The organism is Pseudomonas brassicacearum (assembly GCF_000585995.1).
GTDB lineage: Bacteria > Pseudomonadota > Gammaproteobacteria > Pseudomonadales > Pseudomonadaceae > Aquipseudomonas > Aquipseudomonas brassicacearum_A.
Map to the genome: position 1 here is coordinate 1,920,560 of NZ_CP007410.1, position 18,533 is coordinate 1,939,092.

At 52.1% G+C, this 18,533-nt stretch carries 20 protein-coding genes and 1 pseudogene; 19 read left to right on the forward strand and 2 right to left on the reverse strand.

All coding sequences use genetic code 11. The annotated features are described in order from the left end of the window. Positions 1-76 precede the first annotated feature (76 nt). The 19 genes and pseudogenes from pseB to CD58_RS08435 all read left to right on the forward strand — a co-directional run bounded on the left by pseB (position 77) and on the right by CD58_RS08435 (position 16,544). Positions 77-1,075, forward strand: a complete 999-nt coding sequence (gene pseB, locus CD58_RS08360; protein ID WP_025212574.1) for a UDP-N-acetylglucosamine 4,6-dehydratase (inverting) — start codon at positions 77-79, stop codon at positions 1,073-1,075. A 3-nt stretch (positions 1,076-1,078) separates the two neighbouring features. Then, a complete protein-coding gene (gene pseC / locus CD58_RS08365) occupies positions 1,079-2,239 on the forward strand; it encodes a UDP-4-amino-4,6-dideoxy-N-acetyl-beta-L-altrosamine transaminase (RefSeq protein ID WP_025212575.1) in 1,161 nt (386 codons plus the stop codon). Beyond that, complete coding sequence (pseF, locus tag CD58_RS08370) at positions 2,236-2,943, forward strand: pseudaminic acid cytidylyltransferase (protein ID WP_025212576.1); 708 nt, start codon at positions 2,236-2,238, stop codon at positions 2,941-2,943. Before pseC ends, pseF begins: the two co-directional genes overlap by 4 nt. Beyond that, positions 2,940-4,052, forward strand: coding sequence for a UDP-2,4-diacetamido-2,4,6-trideoxy-beta-L-altropyranose hydrolase (gene pseG, locus CD58_RS08375; protein WP_025212577.1), 1,113 nt, complete (start codon positions 2,940-2,942; stop codon positions 4,050-4,052). The genes pseF and pseG overlap by 4 nt, the downstream gene beginning before the upstream one ends. Before the next feature lies 1 nt (position 4,053). After that, complete coding sequence (gene pseH, locus CD58_RS08380; protein ID WP_327205592.1) at positions 4,054-4,575, forward strand: UDP-4-amino-4,6-dideoxy-N-acetyl-beta-L-altrosamine N-acetyltransferase; 522 nt, start codon at positions 4,054-4,056, stop codon at positions 4,573-4,575. A gap of 11 nt (positions 4,576-4,586) precedes the next feature. Further along, on the forward strand, positions 4,587-5,648 hold the full coding sequence (gene pseI, locus CD58_RS08385) for a pseudaminic acid synthase (RefSeq protein WP_038436536.1): 1,062 nt from the start codon (positions 4,587-4,589) through the stop codon (positions 5,646-5,648). A gap of 32 nt (positions 5,649-5,680) precedes the next feature. Then, positions 5,681-6,598 (forward strand): hypothetical protein, encoded by a 918-nt coding sequence (locus CD58_RS08390; protein WP_144238527.1) that lies wholly within the window; start codon positions 5,681-5,683, stop codon positions 6,596-6,598. Between the two features lie 83 nt (positions 6,599-6,681). Beyond that, positions 6,682-7,839: an O-antigen ligase family protein gene (locus CD58_RS08395; protein ID WP_025212581.1), complete on the forward strand. Its 1,158-nt coding sequence runs from the start codon at positions 6,682-6,684 to the stop codon at positions 7,837-7,839. Next, complete coding sequence (locus CD58_RS08400) at positions 7,839-8,336, forward strand: acyltransferase (RefSeq protein ID WP_025212582.1); 498 nt, start codon at positions 7,839-7,841, stop codon at positions 8,334-8,336. Before CD58_RS08395 ends, CD58_RS08400 begins: the two co-directional genes overlap by 1 nt. After that, complete coding sequence (locus CD58_RS08405; RefSeq protein ID WP_080712522.1) at positions 8,320-9,543, forward strand: polysaccharide biosynthesis C-terminal domain-containing protein; 1,224 nt, start codon at positions 8,320-8,322, stop codon at positions 9,541-9,543. Before CD58_RS08400 ends, CD58_RS08405 begins: the two co-directional genes overlap by 17 nt. Before the next feature lie 119 nt (positions 9,544-9,662). Beyond that, positions 9,663-10,877 carry a glycosyltransferase family 4 protein gene (locus tag CD58_RS08410; protein WP_025212584.1) on the forward strand — a complete coding sequence of 405 codons (1,215 nt, stop codon included), beginning with the start codon at positions 9,663-9,665 and terminating at the stop codon, positions 10,875-10,877. Continuing rightward, positions 10,877-11,473, forward strand: coding sequence for a sugar transferase (locus CD58_RS08415; protein ID WP_025212585.1), 597 nt, complete (start codon positions 10,877-10,879; stop codon positions 11,471-11,473). The genes CD58_RS08410 and CD58_RS08415 overlap by 1 nt, the downstream gene beginning before the upstream one ends. Further along, a complete protein-coding gene (locus CD58_RS29095) occupies positions 11,470-12,093 on the forward strand; it encodes a NeuD/PglB/VioB family sugar acetyltransferase (protein WP_080712523.1) in 624 nt (207 codons plus the stop codon). Before CD58_RS08415 ends, CD58_RS29095 begins: the two co-directional genes overlap by 4 nt. A gap of 47 nt (positions 12,094-12,140) precedes the next feature. Continuing rightward, on the forward strand, positions 12,141-13,319 hold the full coding sequence (locus CD58_RS29100) for a DegT/DnrJ/EryC1/StrS family aminotransferase (protein ID WP_080712524.1): 1,179 nt from the start codon (positions 12,141-12,143) through the stop codon (positions 13,317-13,319). A 38-nt stretch (positions 13,320-13,357) separates the two neighbouring features. After that, positions 13,358-13,628, forward strand: a pseudogene (locus tag CD58_RS29105) (polysaccharide biosynthesis protein); the annotation flags it as partial. A gap of 133 nt (positions 13,629-13,761) precedes the next feature. After that, entirely contained in the window at positions 13,762-14,097 is a 336-nt protein-coding gene (locus tag CD58_RS08425) for a ComEA family DNA-binding protein (protein WP_025212587.1), read from the forward strand. A gap of 103 nt (positions 14,098-14,200) precedes the next feature. Then, complete coding sequence (locus CD58_RS31385) at positions 14,201-14,812, forward strand: hypothetical protein (RefSeq protein WP_235195294.1); 612 nt, start codon at positions 14,201-14,203, stop codon at positions 14,810-14,812. A gap of 211 nt (positions 14,813-15,023) precedes the next feature. Next, a complete protein-coding gene (locus CD58_RS08430) occupies positions 15,024-15,677 on the forward strand; it encodes a GntR family transcriptional regulator (protein WP_025212588.1) in 654 nt (217 codons plus the stop codon). 15 nt (positions 15,678-15,692) lie between these two features. Then, the gene (locus tag CD58_RS08435) at positions 15,693-16,544 is read left to right on the forward strand and encodes an urea carboxylase-associated family protein (protein WP_025212589.1); all 852 of its coding nucleotides are present in this window, start codon (positions 15,693-15,695) and stop codon (positions 16,542-16,544) included. Positions 16,545-16,713: 169 nt separating this feature from the next. On the opposite strand, the gene CD58_RS29120 is transcribed toward CD58_RS08435, so the two are convergent. Together CD58_RS29120 and eat are read right to left on the reverse strand one after the other, a co-directional pair. Next, complete coding sequence (locus CD58_RS29120; RefSeq protein ID WP_003183831.1) at positions 16,714-16,881, reverse strand: DUF2897 family protein; 168 nt, start codon at positions 16,879-16,881, stop codon at positions 16,714-16,716. A 120-nt stretch (positions 16,882-17,001) separates the two neighbouring features. Further along, complete coding sequence (eat, locus tag CD58_RS08440; RefSeq protein ID WP_025212590.1) at positions 17,002-18,366, reverse strand: ethanolamine permease; 1,365 nt, start codon at positions 18,364-18,366, stop codon at positions 17,002-17,004. Positions 18,367-18,533: the final 167 nt, after the last annotated feature.

An 18,533-nucleotide genomic window follows, 5' to 3' on the forward strand; every position in this document is an offset into this window, starting at 1 on the left:
ATTTGTTCGTGGGTGTCGAGATTTAAACTTACCCAATAGAATCATTTTAAAGTTTAATTTAAACGGGATTGATCAAATGTTCACTAACCAAACTATTCTCGTCACTGGCGGAACTGGCTCCTTTGGCAACACTTTCGTGCCGATGACCCTGGCCAAGTACAACCCGAAGAAAATCATCATTTTCTCCCGTGATGAGATGAAGCAGTGGGACATGGCAAAGAAGTTCGAGGGTGACCCCCGAGTGCGTTTTTTTATCGGCGATGTACGTGACAAGGACCGTCTGTACCGTGCCCTAGATGGTGTCGACTACGTCGTACATGCTGCCGCCACCAAAATCGTTCCGACCGCTGAGTACAACCCGTTCGAGTGCGTCAAGACCAACATTAATGGCGCCATGAACTTGATTGATGCTTGTATCGACAAGGGCGTCAAGCGTGTGGTCGCGCTGTCGACGGACAAGGCCAGCAGCCCAATCAATCTGTACGGCGCGACCAAGTTGGCTTCGGACAAGCTATTCGTCTCTGGCAACTCCTATGCCGGTGGGCATGACACCCGTTTCGCCGTCGTCCGTTACGGCAACGTAATGGGCTCACGTGGTTCGGTGATTCCGTTCTTTATGTCAATCAAGGACAAGGGAGTGCTGCCTATTACCGATGACCGCATGACCCGCTTCATGATTTCCCTCGAAGAAGGCGTCGAACTGGTTTGGCACGCTTTCGAAGACATGGAGGGTGGGGAGATCTATGTGAAGAAGATCCCGTCCATGAAGGTGACGGATTTGGCTCGTGTGGTTGCGCCCGACGCTAGACAGGAAATCATAGGCATTCGTCCCGGCGAAAAACTGCATGAGCAGATGATCAGCGCAGAAGACTCGTACTACACCTATGACTACCCCGAGCATTACAAGATCCTGCCAGTCATCAACGACTGGTCGACGTGTACCAAGCGGATCAAGGATGGCACGAAAGTCCCCGAAGGATTTGTCTACTCCAGCGACAACAACGCCGAGTGGATGAGCGACGAGGAACTGCAGATCTGGATCGATACGAACCGCGAAAAGATCGGGAGCATCTGATCCATGATTCCCTACGGTCGCCAAGACATCACCCAGGCCGATATCGATGCGGTTCTGGAAGTACTGAAATCCGATTTCCTGACTCAGGGCCCCATGGTGCCGCTTTTCGAGCAAAGTGTGGCGCAGCATGTCGGTGCGAGCCATGCGTTGGCCGTGAACAGCGCCACCTCGGCACTGCATATCGCCTGCCTGGCGCTTGGGCTTGGTCCCGGTGACCGTTTGTGGACCACCCCTATCACCTTCGTCGCCTCTGCCAACTGTGGCCTGTACTGCGGAGCGGAGGTCGACTTCGTTGATATTGACCCGCACACCTATAACCTTTGCCCGCAAGCCCTTGAGCGCAAGCTGGAGCGTGCCGAGCATGAAGGCAAGTTGCCCAAGGTCGTGGTTTCCGTGCATCTGTGCGGGCAACCCTGCGATATGCAAGCCATCCGTACCCTATCCCGGCGCTATGGCTTCAAGGTGATAGAGGATGCCTCTCATGCCATCGGCGGCAAGTACCGCGGCGAATTCATTGGTAACTGCCGCTACAGTGACATCACTGTGTTCAGCTTCCACCCGGTGAAAATAATCACCACCGCCGAAGGTGGCATGGCGCTGACCAACGATGCCGAACTGGCCAGGAAGATGGCCTTGCTGCGCAGTCACGGCATCACCCGCGATCCCGCACTGATGACCCACGAGGCCGACGGCCCCTGGTACTACCAGCAGGTCGATCTCGGCTTCAATTACCGTATGACCGAGTTGCAGGCTGCCTTGGGTGTCAGCCAGATGTTGCGCCTGGATCAGTATGTGGCGCGTCGCCACCAGCTGGCTCGCCGTTACGACGAGTTGCTGGCCGAGTTACCGGTCACCACGCCCTGGCAGCACCCGGACAGTTACTCGGGGTTGCACCTGTATGTCATCCGCTTGCAATTGGACAAGCTCCAGAAGAGTCATCGTCAAGTATTCGAATCCCTGCATGAGTTGGGTATTGGGGTCAATTTGCACTACATTCCGGTGCATACCCAGCCTTATTACCAACGTATGGGGTTTAAGGTTGGCAACTTCCCCTTAGCAGAAAGCTATTACAGCGAAGCTATTAGTCTACCGATGTTCCAGACCATGAGTGAGGAGCAGCAGGACACTGTCATTGCCGCTCTGCGTGAGGTAGTCAACGCATGAGACTGGCTGTCATTCCTGCACGAGGCGGCAGCAAACGCATCCCGCGCAAGAACATCAAACCCTTCTGTGGCAAACCGATGATCGTCTGGTCCATCGAGACTGCGCTGCGTAGTGGCTGCTTCGATCAGGTCATCGTCTCCACCGACGATGCAGAGATCGCCGACGTCGCTCGCCAGCATGGCGCCGCTGTACCGTTCATGCGCCCGGCCGAACTGTCCGACGACTACACCGGCACGCTCCCGGTGATTCGGCATGTCATCGAGTGGTTCAACGCCCAGGAACAGGCGATTGAACAAGTCTGCTGTCTGTATGCCACCGCGCCTTTTGTCCGAGTTGAGGATATTCAGCGAGGGTTGCAGATCCTCGAAGAGACGGATAGTGACTATGCCTTTTCGGTGACTAGCTACGCTTTCCCGATCCAGCGGGCCATTCGTCTCACCGAGCAGGGTCAAGTTGAGATGTTCAGTCCCGAACATTTCAATACCCGCTCGCAGGATCTGGAAGAGGCTTTCCATGATGCAGGCCAGTTCTACTGGGGCCGCGCTAGCGCATGGCTGCAAGACAAAATGATCTTCAAACCCGGCTCGGTGCCTGTTCTCTTACCGCGCCATCGTGTGCAGGATATCGATACGCCGGAAGACTGGGTGCGAGCTGAATGGCTGTTCAAAGCTATGCAGGCGCAACAGGTTACAGATCAGTTATGAAGGTTGTCTTCCGCGCCGACGCCTCCCAGCAGATCGGTACCGGTCATGTTATGCGCTGTCTGACCCTGGCCGACGCTCTTAATGCCCGGGGCGCAGAATGCAGCTTCATCTGTCGCGCGCACCCCGGCAACCTGATTGAGTTCATTCGTAGCAAGGGTTATCCAGTTCATAGCTTGCCTTTCAGCTGCCCGCAAGAAGTTAGTTTGCTCGTGACCAACAAAGCTGGCGGAGGAGCAGAGTTGGCCCACACTGCTTGGCTCGGCACCTCCCTGGAGCATGATGTCGCTGAGTGTGCTGTCATCCTTGGCGAGCTGAACACCGATTGGCTAGTCGTCGATCACTACGCCCTTGATGCACGCTGGGAAGTTGCACTCAAACGGCACTGCCGCAAGCTGATGGTGATCGATGACTTGGCCGATCGTCCCCATCAAGGCGACCTGTTGCTGGATCAGACCTTCGGTCGCAATCCGGAGGACTATGCCCTGTGGGTGCCTGCTACATGCACGTTACTCTGCGGCTCTCAATATGCCTTGTTACGCCCTGAATTTGCCGAACTGCGTCCCTACAGTCTGGCTCGTCGGAGAGATGCGCAGCTCAGGCATCTACTCATCACGATGGGCGGTGTCGACAAGGACAATGCGACCGGGCAGGTACTGTATGCCCTCCAGTCCTGCGAACTTCCTGCTAATTGCCGTATCACTGTGGTGATGGGCGCAACTGCGCCCTGGCTAACTGAGGTTCGTCAGCGGGCTGAGCAGATGCCCTGGCCCACCGACGTCCGAGTAAACGTTGGCGATATGGCACAGCTGATGGCCGATAGCGACCTGGCGATTGGCGCTGCCGGCTCCACGTCCTGGGAACGCTGCTGTTTGGGACTACCGACGGTGCTGATCGTCCTCGCCGACAATCAACAACAAGTCGCAAAAGGTCTCGAACAAGCGGGGGCAGTCTATGTTCTGCAGAGAACGCAGCGCATCGCGGAGCACCTCCCCCAGGCACTGGCGTCACTGAGCTCATCGACAGCCTTTCGGACAGCCATGAGCCAGGCCGCTCAGCGCATTGCAGACGGTAATGGCATGGCTACTGTAATCCAGTACCTGGAGTCTTGAAGTGACCGCAACCGTATCGGCTCAACAGCGAGTACGTCCGATGACATACGAGGATCTCGAGCGAGTGCTTGCTTGGCGTAACCACGAAGAGGTGCGCCGCTACATGTACACTCAGCACGAGATCAGCCTCATCGAGCACTCGCGCTGGTTCGAGCGGGCATCCCAAGACTCCAGCCGCCACTTGTTGGTATTTGAAAGTAATGATGTGCCTCTAGGCTTCATAAACCTCCACCAGATTGCACCCGGTGGTGTGGCGGACTGGGGCTTCTATGTTGCTCCTGACGCGCCGAGAGGGACAGGCCGTCTACTGGGGCATGTAGTATTGCAACATGTTTTCACTCATCTAGCCCTGCACAAGCTCTGTGGTCAGGCCCTGCGCTTCAATACGAGGTCCATCAAGTTTCATCAGAGACTTGGCTTCCAGCAGGAAGGGATTCTGCGTGAGCAACACTTTGACGGCCAGAGCTATCACGATGTGATGTGCTTTGGCCTTCTTGCCTCTGAATGGCAATCGAACCTCTGAGAGATAACCGTATGTTGACTATCCCAAGTATCAGCATTGCCGGTCGACGCATCGCTCTCGATGCGCCGCCTTACATAATTGCTGAACTATCCGCGAACCATAATGGCAAGCTGGAAACGGCACTGAAGATAATCGAAGAAGCTAAAAAGGCGGGTGCCGACGCCATCAAGCTTCAGACCTACACCGCTGATACCATAACTTTGGATTGTGATTCGGAAGAATTTCAGATCCACGGGGGATTGTGGGATGGCAAGAGTCTCTATCAGCTTTACCAAGAAGCCCATATGCCCTGGGACTGGCATGCTCCACTGTTCGAGCATGCGCGTAAATTAGGTATCACCATCTTCAGTTCGCCGTTCGACAACACCGCTGTCGACCTGCTGGAGAGCCTCGGCGCCCCAGCCTACAAGATCGCCTCCTTCGAGGCCGTCGATCTGGCGCTGATCAAATATGTCGCCAGCACTGGCAAACCGATGATCATCTCTACCGGTATGGCTGATGCGGAAGAGATCCAGGAAGCGATAGCGGCTGCGCGCGACGGTGGATGCAAGGAGTTGGCGATATTGCATTGCGTAAGTGGCTATCCAGCCCCAGCAGAAGATTACAACCTACGTACTATTCCCGACATGATCCAGCGATTCGGCTTGGTTACGGGATTGTCCGATCACACGCTTGATAATACTACCGCTATTACAAGTGTTGCTCTGGGGGCATCAGTGATTGAAAAACACTTTACCCTAGACCGCAACGGTGGAGGGGCGGATGACAGCTTTTCCCTAGAGCCCGCCGAACTTACTGCGCTTTGTTGTGACAGTAAGACCGCGTGGGCAGCTTTAGGTCGAGTTGATTATGGTCGCAAGTCCAGTGAGCAAAATAACGCAAAATTTCGACGGTCTCTATACTTTGTGAAAGATCTGAAGGCTGGCGATGTGATTACTAAAAGAGCAGTGCGAAGCGTGCGGCCGGGGTATGGTGCTGCACCGAAATATTTAGATTATGTGCTTGGTAAAAAAGTAATATCTGATGTTTCTGCTAACAGTCCAGTTATTTTGGAAGGATTGAGAGATGCATGAGCGCTGCCTTGTAATTTATGAGTTCAATTAAAATGAAGAATAAGGTGTTGATTCTGGTAGAAACACCGTTTCAACTGTTGTGTGCTTATGAGTATTTGCGTAAGCATCAAGCCTGTATTTCTTTATATATAAGGAATAGCGGCGTTGGCAGTAATGATCAGCAAATGAGCGCAATGGTCAAGGATCTGAACATTAAAGTAAAAAAAGAGTTTTTGGTTAGGCCAGGTAATAAGATAGATTATTTTTGGTCGATCTTGGGTTTTTTGTTTAGCGATATTCATTGGTATAACAAGGTTGTTTTAGGCAGTTTTTTTTCTGGCTTTCAGAAATTACTTTGTTCTATTGTGCTGAAAAAAGAAATAGTTCTGCTGGATGATGGTGTTGCGACTTTATTGGCTGATAAAATAATTAATGAGCAAGGAGGGGAGTATTCAGTATTTAGCATCTTTGATTTGGATGGAGAAAAATATCTTAATTGCGAGGTGAATCGATTTGATTCGATTGCCGGAGAGTATGATTGTAAGGAGAATGAAGAATACGCTGTTTTTTTTATAGGGCAAAAATTGGTTGATATCGGTGCAATGGATATTGCTGCCTATACTAGGGTTCTAGAGTCTGCAGTGCGGGAGGCGTTTGGATCAGTTGTGCACTACATTCCGCATCGCACGGAAAGTCTAGCGTGTTTAGAAGCCGTTAAGAAAGTAAAAGGGCTCCAGTTGTTGCATGCAGATGTAGCGGTGGAGTATTTCATGTTGCGAAATAAGTGGCGTCCTAGGAAAATCTATTCAGTTAACTCTACGGCGCTTTTTACGCTGGCGAGCCTATTTCCTGATGCGAAGGCCGTTGCCATAATTCCCAGTACGTTAAAGACGCAAATGTTTGTGCATCATGATTTGATAATGGAGTCTTTCGAAAGGCACAAAACAATCGTGATAAATTATGTTTCGTAGATCTTGCGCAGAAGCGCTTCTGTCGTGTTGTGTGGTGGCGTAGACCTCTTTCGTCAATAGTATGATTATCTAAAGGCATTTAAATGCTTGGGTTGCTCGCTTTTCTTTCGACGATTGTGTTCTTTTCCCCAGTCGTTAATTTACTACTTCTCCCAATTGTCTTCTATAGATTGTTTTTTACCAGCTATGGAAGGGATCTGAGCTTCCTAAAGACGGGGCATATTATTGGGTTGGTGCTGTTGCTGTTGTCAGCGCTTCTGTCAGTTGCTGTATTTGCTTTTACAGATCCTTTGATTGATAATTTTGAAAAGTCTATATTGGGTGCTTTTCCCTATGTGGTGCTAATACTAATTTCTTTATTTGTGGGTATGGTATTTCGCAGGAAAGATTTGATAGTGGTACTTTTGCTGGTTCTATTTGAAGTGGCTGTAGGTTTTGCTGAATATATTGCTGGGGTTCATTCTTTTTTTTCGGTTGAACATAAAGGGCAGACGCAGATTGGTGATACGGAGTTGCTTTATTATAATCGGGTTTTTGGTCTCAGTGTGAATTCCAGTGTCTATGCTTTCAAGGTTTTAGTTGGCTCGGTTATTTTAATGGCAATAAAATCTGAGTTATCCCGGCGTGTCTTTCTGGTTTGTGCGGCAATACTCGTTGTCGGATTTGTTACGTCGTTCAATAGAACTGCCATTGTTGCTGCCGCGATTAGCCTGATGTTCTATTATGCAACTAATTGGAGGGTTGTGCTTTTCGGGGGGATGGTAGGTTGTGCTGTAGGTATTCTCTATTTGTCCTCTATCATTGAGAATCTTACGCGTGGTAGAGGTGAGCTGGATTTGTCTGGGCGGGATTTTATTTTTTATGAATTCTTCAATGTTCTAAAGCAAAGTCCATTCTTCGGTAACGGTGCGCAAAAAGTTTGGTTGGAGATTAACAATGGGTTATATCACGCGCACAGTTCATATCTTGAATTTTTGGTATCAAATGGCATTTTCATCTCGCTTTTGTTTTTTTGGGGCTACTATCTCTTGGTTTTGCGTGGCCGGATGCTGGCGGCGTTACCGTTGCTGATCTATTCGGTGTTTCAGTATGGATTGCTTTGGGGGTTGGTGTTTAATGATGTGGTATTTTTTGGGTTGATGTTTTATCTGTTAAGATCGAGGTCCGATAAACGAGCTGTTAAGGGGGGGCTCCGAACAGCGAGTAGTAATAAGGTTTTCTCTGGAAATGAAGGTGATTAATGTTTAAGCGCATAGTTAAGAAAATTCTTTCCGAGATTTTCTATCTGACTTCTGGACGCAATTTTATTGCGCCCTCAGGTCGGCCTAAAATAAACGGCTTCTGTAGATTTGGGGCGGGATTGATTTTGGGAGCTAACGCTAATTTTAATGGTGCGAGAACATTTGGAACTGGTAAGGTTTATATTGGAGATAACTTTCACTCGGGTGTGGGGTTGAAGATATTGACTCAGAGCCATAATTATAATGGCGCATCTATTCCTTATGATAAAACTATTATAGTAAAAGATGTTGTTATTGGTGATAATGTTTGGTTTGGTATGGATGTAATGGTTCTGCCAGGCGTGAGAATCGGGGAGGGAGTGATTATTCAGGCTGGAGCGGTAGTTTCGAAGTCAATACCTGATTTAGCCATTGCGGGTGGTAATCCCGCTGAGGTTATTCGGTTTCGTGATAAGAATCATTACTTTAAGATGAAGCAAGATGACCGCTATCTATAAAACTTTAGGTGTGGTGTTTGGTTACTCTTCGGTCTTATTGACGTCAAAAGGGCTTACCTTGTTGGTAAGTTACTTGGTTGCTTTCTCTGTGGATAACGCAGAGTTCGGATATTTTTCTCTTGCTCAAGCACTGTTTGTTACAGCGATTGCTTTGTTAGGGTTCAATTCTTCCGCGGCTTACGTTAGATATTTTTATAGCAAAGGAGTTGCTGCAACTTATAGGGCGTTAAAGCGGGTTTATTATTTGTTTTTTGCGCTCGCTGTTTTTTTTGGAATACTGTTATATTTTGTTTTTTTAGGGCATCCATATTTCGCTTGGTTTGCATTACTTCCCATTTCTGGTTTTTTAGCGGCACATATTGCCAGTTTTAATGCGATATATAGATGTTCAAGTAATTTGCTGGGTTATGCTTTTGCGGAATTGGGGAGGCCCGTTCTAGTCTTTATTTCATTGGCAGTGTTATTGTGGATGAAATTCGAGTTTTCTGTTGTTGCGGTATATTTAATTGTTCTGTGTTTTTCTTTGGTGTTGGTTGTTTTCTTTTCGTTCTTTCATCTTCGTTCGAAACTGCTCAATGAGTCGCAGTCGTCTCTGGATGAGAAGGAGGTTGTTGTATATCTACTTCCATTGGTAATGGTTCAATTGATGGCCTTGCTTAATAATGTTGGTGATAGATATATTTTGAGCGCGTTTGTAACTGTTGATGAGCTTGGTAAATATGGAAAGGCTTATCTTATAGGGTCGGCTGCGGGAATGCTCATTGATAGCTTTTCCTTGTTGTGGGCGCCATATGTTGTCAGAAGGGTCGATGATTTTAAGCGTAATCTGTATCCTAAGGCCCTGCTTGTTTTTGGGTGTGCGACCTTATTCTCGTTACTTTTGCTATTTGGGGCAGGTTTGGTTTTTATCTATGAGGTTTCATTCTTTTCTTTCGATTACCTTTTTTGGGTGATGGCGATCATTGTGCTTTCTGCATTTATGGCTCGTGTGGGATATCAAATATTTGTCCCGGTGCTGAGCGCCTATGATCTTACAGGTACCGTCGCCAAAATATCTTTTGTAGGTGCGATTAGCGGGATTGTTGCGAACTTTGCTTTGATTCCTTTTTGGGGCGGGGTAGGGGCAGCTATAGCGACCTGGGTTTCATTTTTCATTTTTTCCATACTTTCCGTCTGGGTTGTACGAGAAAAAATTCTTCGGGTATGAGTCTGTATCAAATAGATTGTTATATTTTTGTGATATAAGTCGAGCTGTAAAATAAACGCCGGTACTGGAATTTAACTCCGTCAGCCGGGATCGCTAATTACGGAGTATCGCAGCGTCCTATGAAAGTTCTGTATTTTCACCAACACTTTTCGACCCCGAAAGGCACGGTTGGTACCCGCTCTTATGAAATGGCTCGTCGTTTGCTTGCGCGTGGCCATCAAGTGACGATGGTGTGTGGAAGTTATAGTGGCGGGGAGACTGGTCTGAGTCTGCCTTTCATTGGCGGTAAACGACGAGGAACAGTCGACGGTATCAACATTATTGAGTTCGATCTGGCGTATTCCAATAGTGATGGTTTGGCAAAGAGAGCTGTGACCTTCGCTAAGTTTGCTTTACGCAGTATCGGTTTGGCGCTTACTGAGCGCTACGATCTGGTATTTGCAACCACTACGCCATTAACTGCGGGTATTCCTGGCGTTTTCGCTCGCTGGCTACGAGGTAAACCGTTCGTATTTGAGGTGCGCGACCTTTGGCCAGAGTTGCCCAAGGCTATGGGGGTGATCCGGAATCCTCTAGTGTTGTGTGCCATGTCGATACTGGAGTGGATAAGTTACCGCTCGGCGCATAGGCTGATTGGCTTGTCCCCTGGAATAGTTGATGGCATTGCTAAACGTGGGGTCCTGCGCAAGCGGATTGCTCTGGTCCCCAATGGTTGCGATCTCGGTATTTTTGCCGGCGACGTTGAGCCTTGGCGCCCCGAGCAGGTAAAACCGGACGATCTGCTGGCTGTTTTTGCGGGCACTCATGGCGTGGCCAATGGCCTGGATGCGGTGCTCGATGCGGCTGCGGAACTGAAACGGCGCGGACGTGACGATATCAAGTTGCTTTTGATTGGCCAGGGTAAGCTCAAACCGTCTTTACAGGCACGCGCGCAGCGCGAGGCACTGGACTGCGTTGTGTTTCATGAACCAGTTAACAAATCCCGGCTTGCTGGTCTGATGGCTAGTACGGATGTTGGGTTACAGGTATTGGCAAATGTGCCTGCTTTCTACGTTGGCACTTCACCAAACAAGTTTTTCGATTACATTGCATCTGGCTTGCCCGTACTCAACAATTATCCAGGCTGGTTGGCGGGGATGATCCGCGACAACCAGTGCGGCTATACAGTTGAACCAGAAAATCCGCGCGCTTTTGCGGATGCCCTGGAGCAGGCCGCGGGTGATAAGGCGGCAGCAAAGGAAATGGGTAAACGGAGTCGTGAGTTGGCTGAGCGAGAGTTTGACCGAGAACTGCTGGCAAATCGCTTTGTTGATTGGCTGGAGGGAATAAAGTGATGATCAAGCGCCTGTCCGATATTGTCGCCTCCTTTTGCGGTCTTTTACTGCTAGCACCAGTTATTGCCATCGTTGCATGGCAGGTTCGCCGCAAACTTGGTTCTCCTGTGCTGTTCCGTCAGGTGCGCCCCGGTCTGGATGGTGAGCCATTCGAGATGATCAAGTTCCGTACCATGCGTGATGCTGTGGATGTTGTAGGCAACCCACTACCAGACTCCGAGCGCATGACACCATTTGGCAGTTTCTTGCGTTCCAGTAGTTTGGACGAGTTGCCGGGTCTGTGGAATGTATTAAAGGGGGACATGAGCCTAGTGGGCCCGCGTCCGCTTTTGATGGAGTACCTTCCGCTTTACAGCCCTGAGCAATACCGGCGTCATGAGGTGCGACCCGGAGTTACCGGTTGGGCGCAAATCAATGGCCGTAATGCAGTTAGCTGGGACGAAAAATTTAAGCTGGATGTCTGGTATGTCGACAATCGCTCATTCTGGCTGGATCTTAAAATCGTCTTATTGACCATCAAAAAGGTGTTGGTGCGTGATGGCATCAACGCAGAAGGGGAGGCGACCATGTCCAAGTTTATGGGAAACAAACCGTGAATCGCCTAGCCGTTCTAGGTGCTAGCGGCCACGGTAAGGTAGTTGCAGATACAGCTGAGTGTTCCGGCTGGGACTCGATATGTTTTTTTGATGATGCTTGGCCGGCAGTTAAGCAAAATGGAATATGGTCAGTCGTGGGGAATACGGACCGCTTACTTTCGGAACTTGAAACGTTTTCCGGTGTGGTTGTCGCCATTGGCGATAATCGGATACGTCAGGATAAACTCCAAACATTAATTCTGGCTAACGCTAAGTTGATTACGCTTATACATCCTGCCGCTACGGTGAGTCGATATGCGACGATTGGAGCCGGTTCGGTCGTTTTTGCCGGTGTCGTAGTAAATGTAGGAGTTCAGGTCGGATTAGGTGCAATTTTAAATACAGGTTGTAGTGTTGATCATGATTGTGTTTTGGGGGATTCTGTCCATATTAGTCCGGGGGCGCATCTTTCAGGCGGTGTGAAACTGGGTGATCGGAGCTGGATCGGGGTTGGTGCGTGTATCAGGCAGCAGATTAATATTGGTTGTGATGTAGTTGTAGGGGCTGGCGCGGCGGTGGTAAATGATGTTGCTGCCGGTCGAATCGTGGCTGGTGTGCCGGCCAGGCAGCTGAAAGCCTAATTCAGATCGGGTCACCTGGATAATATTAATTTATATAGGTATAGATTGTGCTGAATACACCATTTTCACCTTGGCCTTCTTTCACCGAAGAAGAAGCGGATGCGGTTCGTGCGGTTCTATTATCTAATAGGGTTAATTATTGGACAGGGCAAGAGTGTCGCGAGTTTGAGAAGGAGTTTGCAGCTTGGGCGCAGGTAAAGCATGCTGTAGCGGTTACTAATGGCACCGTGGCATTAGATTTAGCGCTAAAGGCGTTGGGAATTGGTGCTGGAGATGAAGTAGTTGTCACGCCCCGAACTTTTTTAGCCTCTGTGTCCAGTATAGTTAATTGTGGCGCGGTCCCTGTATTCGCGGATGTAGATCGCGAGACGCAAAATTTTACCGCAGATTCAATTCGTGCGGTGCTCACATCTCGAACTCGTGCCTTTATCTGCGTCCATCTAGCAGGGTGGCCCTGTGATATGGATCCAATCATGTCTTTAGCGAAAGAGTTTGGTATTAAAGTTATCGAGGATTGTGCTCAAGCTCATGGTGCTTTCTATAAAGGGAGGCCGGTCGGTTCGATTGGAGATATTGGGGCATGGTCTTTTTGCCAAGACAAAATAATGACCACGGGTGGTGAGGGTGGAATGGTCACTACTAATGACAGTGAGCTGTGGTCTAGTATGTGGTCATTTAAAGATCATGGCAAAAGTTGGGAAGCAGTTTACGAACATGAGCACCCGCCAGGCTTTCGTTGGCTCCACGAAAGTTTTGGCACTAACTGGCGCATGTTGGAAATACAGGCTGTTATAGGTCGCATTCAGCTGCGGCGCATGAGAAATTGGAATACAAGTCGTCTGAATAATGCTCGCCAGATTTGGGAGTGTGCACGAACATGCGTTGCCTTACGAGTTCCAGTTGTTCCCGAAGACATTGTGCACGCAGCATACAAATGTTATGTGTTCGTAAGGCCCGATAAGTTAAAAATTAACTGGGATCGTGATCGGATATTGACGGAAATCGCCGCCCAAGGTGTACCCTGTTTTTCTGGTTCATGCTCTGAGGTATATCTTGAGAAGGCTTTTGACAATACTAGGTGGCGACCTGAAAAGCGGCTAGCTGCTGCGAAAGAATTAGGGGAGACCAGTCTGATGTTTATGGTGCATCCCACACTGACTGAAGCCCAAGTCGCCAAAACCTGCGACATTTTGAAACGTATAATGAGCGAGGCTACCGAAGCTTAATTTAGTGGTGGATAGTATTCGCCCGGAAAAATCCCTAAGGCGACATTTCAATCGAGTTCACGGGGCTGCGTCCAGGTGAGAAGCTTTACGAAGCGTTGTTGATCGGCGACAACGTCGCCGCAACCCAGCACCCGATGATCATGAGTGCCAACGAAGATCATCTGCCGTGGGAATGTGCTCAAGGCCAGCCTGTCTGAGCTGCTAGCTGCCACCGAGCGTGATGATTACGCCAGAGTCCGTCAGTCGCTCAGGAACACGGTCAGTGGGTATGTCCCGGACGGCGAGATTGTCGACTGGATCTACCAGCAGGGGCCGCCTCTAGCCTTGATTGTTACATATTCTGTAACTTACCCATTTTTGACAGCGAGTCATCATCGCCTAAGTTTGAGAAGCAGCTTCGGAAAAGCTGCTTTTCTCTTAACGATGTCATGGAGCGTCACTTATGCGTACAGGCTATTTCTACTCTTTGATTTTTGCCCTTCTGACCAGCGCGTCTATAGCGGTAATCGCTGCGCCTGCGGTCAAGCCCGAGACGACGTTTGCACCACAGGTATTGGATGTGTCGGCGCAGTCGCAAAGCACCAAGGTGGATCTTAACGGGGCGGATGCCGCCACGCTGCAACGCGAGTTGGCGGGGATAGGCAAGACTAAGGCTGAGGCGATTGTTGCGTATCGTGAGAGTAATGGAGCCTTCTCGTCGGTAGAGGAGTTGCTGGAGGTCAAGGGTATTGGTAAGGCGCTTCTGGATAGGAATCGCGAGAAGTTGGAAGTGAATTGAGGTGACATAGTGAAGGAGGCCGGTCGAGATGACTGGCCTTTTTACGATATGCAATCCATGAGTTCCACCGGTCCGTACAACCGCTCTCAAGATAGAGCAACGAATGGGCCGCGAAGTCGGCGGCATGGTTCGAGTCGACCCGCCGACTCAACAGCTTGGCGAATTCTGGCCCTTTTCGACAAGATCACCAGCAGGATCAATGGCGGCCAGAATGGCGCGGCTGAACGCCGGGAGCTATACGGTCGATATGGAGGTTCTGACACGCTTTCCCCACGCTAAAGCTGATAATCCCTGGTATAGCTGTGGCGTTGATTCTGGTCATCAGCGCGAAGCGGAAGTTCTAGGACTGGCGCTATGGGTTGAAGCTGATGGCGCAGCCCGGCCTGCATCACGGACTTGGAGAGCTCAGCAGCGCGGCTGCGGTTCAGATCCAGACAGAGCAGGGCGAGCGCATGGTTCTGGAAAAGGATTGTTGGCCAGCGAAAAATCACCACTAAGAACAGAGCGACGCACAGACGATCATGCTCGCCTGCGCGATCGCCTTGCCACTTCTAATTTGCGACTGTCAGTCGTCATCGAGGATTCAACCAGTGGCTGCGCAATGCCCGCCGCCCTCGACCTCGGCGGCGTGGTTCATGGCAGAGCAAGAGCCCAGCTTGCCCAGCGCATGCTCTACAAATTGTCGCCATCACCGACAACGGTGATCAGGGTCTGAGCAAGCTGGCGACGTGCCAGGCGAATGTAGGGGAATTGCATAAACAGGTTGGGTATTCGTTCGGCCGAACGCACGAGATGGAATCTACCCGGTGGGGATTATTCTCCAAAAGCGATGATTGTGGCTGGGGCCAGTTTCAGGATACCTATATGGCATAAATCATGATTACCAACTGCCAACCGATTGTTGAACAATCTCCAGGCCTTCCTTCATGACCAACGAACTGTCCCTAGCCGACCAAATCACCTTCGAACTACGCGCCGACATCATCGGCGGTCGCCTGGTCCCAGGCATGGCCCTGGTAGAGAGCAACCTGGTCTCAGCCTACAACGCCTCACGCAACACCATCCGCGAGGCGTTACACCGCCTGGGCCAGGAAGGGTTGACCCGTTATGTGCGTAACAAGGGGGTGATGGTCCGCAGGCTGGACGCCGAAGATCTTCGGGACGTGTTCAAGGTCCGTCGCACCCTGGAGCTTCAAGCCATCATGAGCAGTGCACCACTGCGCGAGTACCAATCCGACCGGATGCTCGAAGCCCTGGAAGCGGCCGAGCTGGCGCGGGAGCGTGAAGACTGGCGTGCGGTGGGTACCCATGGCTTGGCATTCCATCAACATATCGTCGGGTTGATGCGCAGTCCTTTGCTCGATGGTTTTTTCACCAACGTGGTCGCGCAGCTGCGTCTGGTGTTCTGCGCCGCACCCGATGAGCCGCGCTTCCAGGCGCCGTGGCTGGCCCGGGATCGCGAGATCCATGACTGGCTGGCCGAGGTCGACAAGGGCGCGGCCTATGAAGCGATGAGCCTTTATCTCGACGATTCCGAGCAACTGCTTTTGCAGTTCCTGACCCCCGCTATCCATCACTGATCGAGGATGTGTGCCATGTACAAAGACTATCCCGCCGCCTATCAGGTCAGCAAAGGCTCAGCCCTGCAGGTGGACAAACCCTTCTACGACCGCATCCGCACTCAGCAAGACAAGCGCACCCTGATTGAACAGTTCGAAGTGCCGATCCGCACCGGCCGCGCCTGGCACGTACCGGCCGGTCATGTGTTCCGCGTCACGACGCCGATGGGCCCGCAGGTGGGCGACTTTAACATCTGGAATGCCCATGATCCGCGGGAGCGGCTTTGGGCGGCGCGCACACGTCAGCTGCAGGGCGCCCACGTCAGCACCCATGATCGGTTGTGGTCGAACCTGCCGTTCCTGCGACCCCTGGTGACCATCACCGATGACAGTCTGGCCGGTTACGGCATCGACGAGCATGGCGGGCGGCTGCACGATTTGCTGGGGACCCGTTGTGACCCGTACGTGAACAAGATGCTGACGGGCGAGGACTTTCACCATCACTGCCATTCGAACCTGACCCGTGCGGTGTTGCCCCATGGTTTGACGGAGTTCGATGTGCACGACGTATTGAATATTTTCCAGTGCACCGGGCTCAACCATGACGACATGTATTTCATGAAGGCTTGTCCGGCACAGAAGGGCGATTACCTGGAGTTTTTTGCCGAGATTGATCTGCTGTGTGCCTTGTCGACCTGTCCCGGCGGCGACCTGTCGCTGGCGATGTGGGGACCGGATGCGCAGGATCCCCTCAGCGTCTGCCGTCCGTTGGGGGTGGAGATCTATCGGTTGGAGGATGCATTGCTGGAAGGCTGGAGTCAGCCTGAGCGGGCGGCGTACAACGGATTGCATGGGTTGCACATTGCCAAGGCGGATTGGGAGAAGTAATGCACAGGGCTTTTGTGGCGAGGGAGCTTGCTCCCGCTGGGTTGCGTAGCAGCCCCAAAGTCACGACTCAATCAGCCTGGTACACCGCGCTGGCAGGTTTGAGGGGGGCGCTTCGCGCCCCAGCGGGAGCAAGCTCCCTCGCCACAAGAGCGGTGTGCCAGTCTGTGGCTCAGCGATCCTTGGCCTCCTTCGCATCCATCTCCGCATTGCGCTCAGCCACGCGCTTGCGCTGTTCATCCGTCAGTTCGACCTTGTTGGCGGTGTCGCGCAGCATCATCAGACCACCGACGATCGAGCCGATTGCAACAATCAGAATCAACCAGGCATACCAGGGCATAGGGCTCTCCTTGAGGGGGCGATGGACGTGGGAACATTTCGCCGGTCCATCGCACCTACCACTTATGAGCGAAGGTTGCTCGCAGTGGTTCAATACTACGCCCGTTCTGCCGGGTTCACCTTAAAGGCCGGTCAGCATCGCATCGGCCGGGGCATCGGCGCGCAGCTGGGCGGTGAGCATGAAATACAAGAACCCCACTGCCATGAAGCCGAGGAAGATCAGCCCGATCAACGCGTTGAACCAGGCCATCGCCACCAGGCACACCACGGCCAATACCAGGGCGATGCCGGGCACCAGCGGATAGCCCGGCGCGCGGAAGGTGCGTTCCAGGTTGGGTTCGGTTTTACGCAATTTGAACAGGCTGAGCATGCTCATGATGTACATGACGATGGCGCCGAACACGGCCATGGTGATCATCGCCGCGGTCAGGGTCATGCCGCCGAGGTTGATCAGGCCGTCGCTGTAGATCGCTGCGATGCCGATCAGCCCGCCGGCGATGATGGCCCGATGCGGGGTCTGGAAGCGGGACAGCTTGGCGAGGGAGGCGGGCAGGTAGCCGGCGCGGGCCAGGGCGAAGAACTGCCGTGAGTAGCCGAGGATGATGCCGTGGAAACTCGCCACCAGGCCGAACAGGCCGATCCACACCAGCATGTGCAACCAGCCGGAGCTTTCGCCGACCACGGCTTTCATGGCCTGGGGCAATGGATCGTTGATGTTCGACAGGGTTCGCCAATCGCCGACGCCGCCGGCAAAGAACATCACGCCCATCGCCAGGAACACCAGGGTCAGGATGCCGCTGATGTAGGCCTTGGGAATCGTGCGTTTCGGGTCCTTGGCTTCTTCGGCCGCCATGGCCGCGCCTTCAATCGCCAGGAAGAACCAGATGGCGAAGGGAATAGCGGCGAACATCCCGGCAATGGCCGGCGCGCCGAACACATCCGAACCGGCCCAGCCGTTCAAGGCAAAGTGGCTGAAACTGAACGCCGGGGCGACGACGCCCATGAACACCAAGAGCTCGGCCACCGCCAGGACGCAGACGATCAACTCGAACGTCGCGGCCAATTTGACCCCGAGGATGTTCAGGCCCGTGAACACGATATAAGCACCGACCGCCGCGTGTTTCGGGTCCAGGGCCGGGAACTGCACGTTCAGGTAGGCACCGATGGCCAGGGCGATGGCGGGCGGTGCGAAGACGAATTCGATCAGCGTCGCCAGCCCGGCGATCAACCCGCCTTTCTCGCCAAAGGCCCGTCGACTATAGGCAAACGGCCCGCCGGCATGGGGAATGGCGGTGGTCAGCTCGGTGAAGCTGAAGATGAAGCAGGTGTACATGGCCGCGACCATGAACGACGTCACCAGGAAGCCCAGTGTCCCGGCCACCCCCCAGCCGTAGCTCCAGCCAAAGTACTCGCCGGAAATCACCAGCCCGACGGCAATGCCCCATAGATGCAGGGTGCCCAGGGTGGGCTTGAGTTGTGTGTTCATCGGTGGCTCCCCTCGATCTTTAGCAAAAGCGCTGGCGAGGGGCAGTGCAGTGGGCGTGCCAGGGTGGCGAGGGCGGTCGTAATGGGTGAAATCGTGTCGTATCGGGGATGTTCCTTGCTCGTTGGGCTCCTGTTGTGCGCCAGTTGAGGGCATCAGAGTCTGTGATG

Bases quoted from the DNA above. Each gene is read 5' to 3' on its own strand.
- pseB (WP_025212574.1), top strand. From the start codon at position 77: ATGTTCACTAACCAAACTATTCTCGTCACTGGCGGAACTGGCTCCTTT.
- pseC (WP_025212575.1), top strand. From the start codon at position 1,079: ATGATTCCCTACGGTCGCCAAGACATCACCCAGGCCGATATCGATGCG.
- pseF (WP_025212576.1), top strand. From the start codon at position 2,236: ATGAGACTGGCTGTCATTCCTGCACGAGGCGGCAGCAAACGCATCCCG.
- pseG (WP_025212577.1), top strand. From the start codon at position 2,940: ATGAAGGTTGTCTTCCGCGCCGACGCCTCCCAGCAGATCGGTACCGGT.
- pseI (WP_038436536.1), top strand. From the start codon at position 4,587: ATGTTGACTATCCCAAGTATCAGCATTGCCGGTCGACGCATCGCTCTC.
- CD58_RS08390 (WP_144238527.1), top strand. From the start codon at position 5,681: ATGAAGAATAAGGTGTTGATTCTGGTAGAAACACCGTTTCAACTGTTG.
- CD58_RS08395 (WP_025212581.1), top strand. From the start codon at position 6,682: ATGCTTGGGTTGCTCGCTTTTCTTTCGACGATTGTGTTCTTTTCCCCA.
- CD58_RS08400 (WP_025212582.1), top strand. From the start codon at position 7,839: ATGTTTAAGCGCATAGTTAAGAAAATTCTTTCCGAGATTTTCTATCTG.
- CD58_RS08405 (WP_080712522.1), top strand. From the start codon at position 8,320: ATGACCGCTATCTATAAAACTTTAGGTGTGGTGTTTGGTTACTCTTCG.
- CD58_RS08410 (WP_025212584.1), top strand. From the start codon at position 9,663: ATGAAAGTTCTGTATTTTCACCAACACTTTTCGACCCCGAAAGGCACG.
- CD58_RS08415 (WP_025212585.1), top strand. From the start codon at position 10,877: ATGATCAAGCGCCTGTCCGATATTGTCGCCTCCTTTTGCGGTCTTTTA.
- CD58_RS08425 (WP_025212587.1), top strand. From the start codon at position 13,762: ATGCGTACAGGCTATTTCTACTCTTTGATTTTTGCCCTTCTGACCAGC.
- CD58_RS31385 (WP_235195294.1), top strand. From the start codon at position 14,201: ATGGGCCGCGAAGTCGGCGGCATGGTTCGAGTCGACCCGCCGACTCAA.
- CD58_RS08430 (WP_025212588.1), top strand. From the start codon at position 15,024: ATGACCAACGAACTGTCCCTAGCCGACCAAATCACCTTCGAACTACGC.
- CD58_RS08435 (WP_025212589.1), top strand. From the start codon at position 15,693: ATGTACAAAGACTATCCCGCCGCCTATCAGGTCAGCAAAGGCTCAGCC.
- CD58_RS29120 (WP_003183831.1), bottom strand. From the start codon at position 16,881: ATGCCCTGGTATGCCTGGTTGATTCTGATTGTTGCAATCGGCTCGATC.
- eat (WP_025212590.1), bottom strand. From the start codon at position 18,366: ATGAACACACAACTCAAGCCCACCCTGGGCACCCTGCATCTATGGGGC.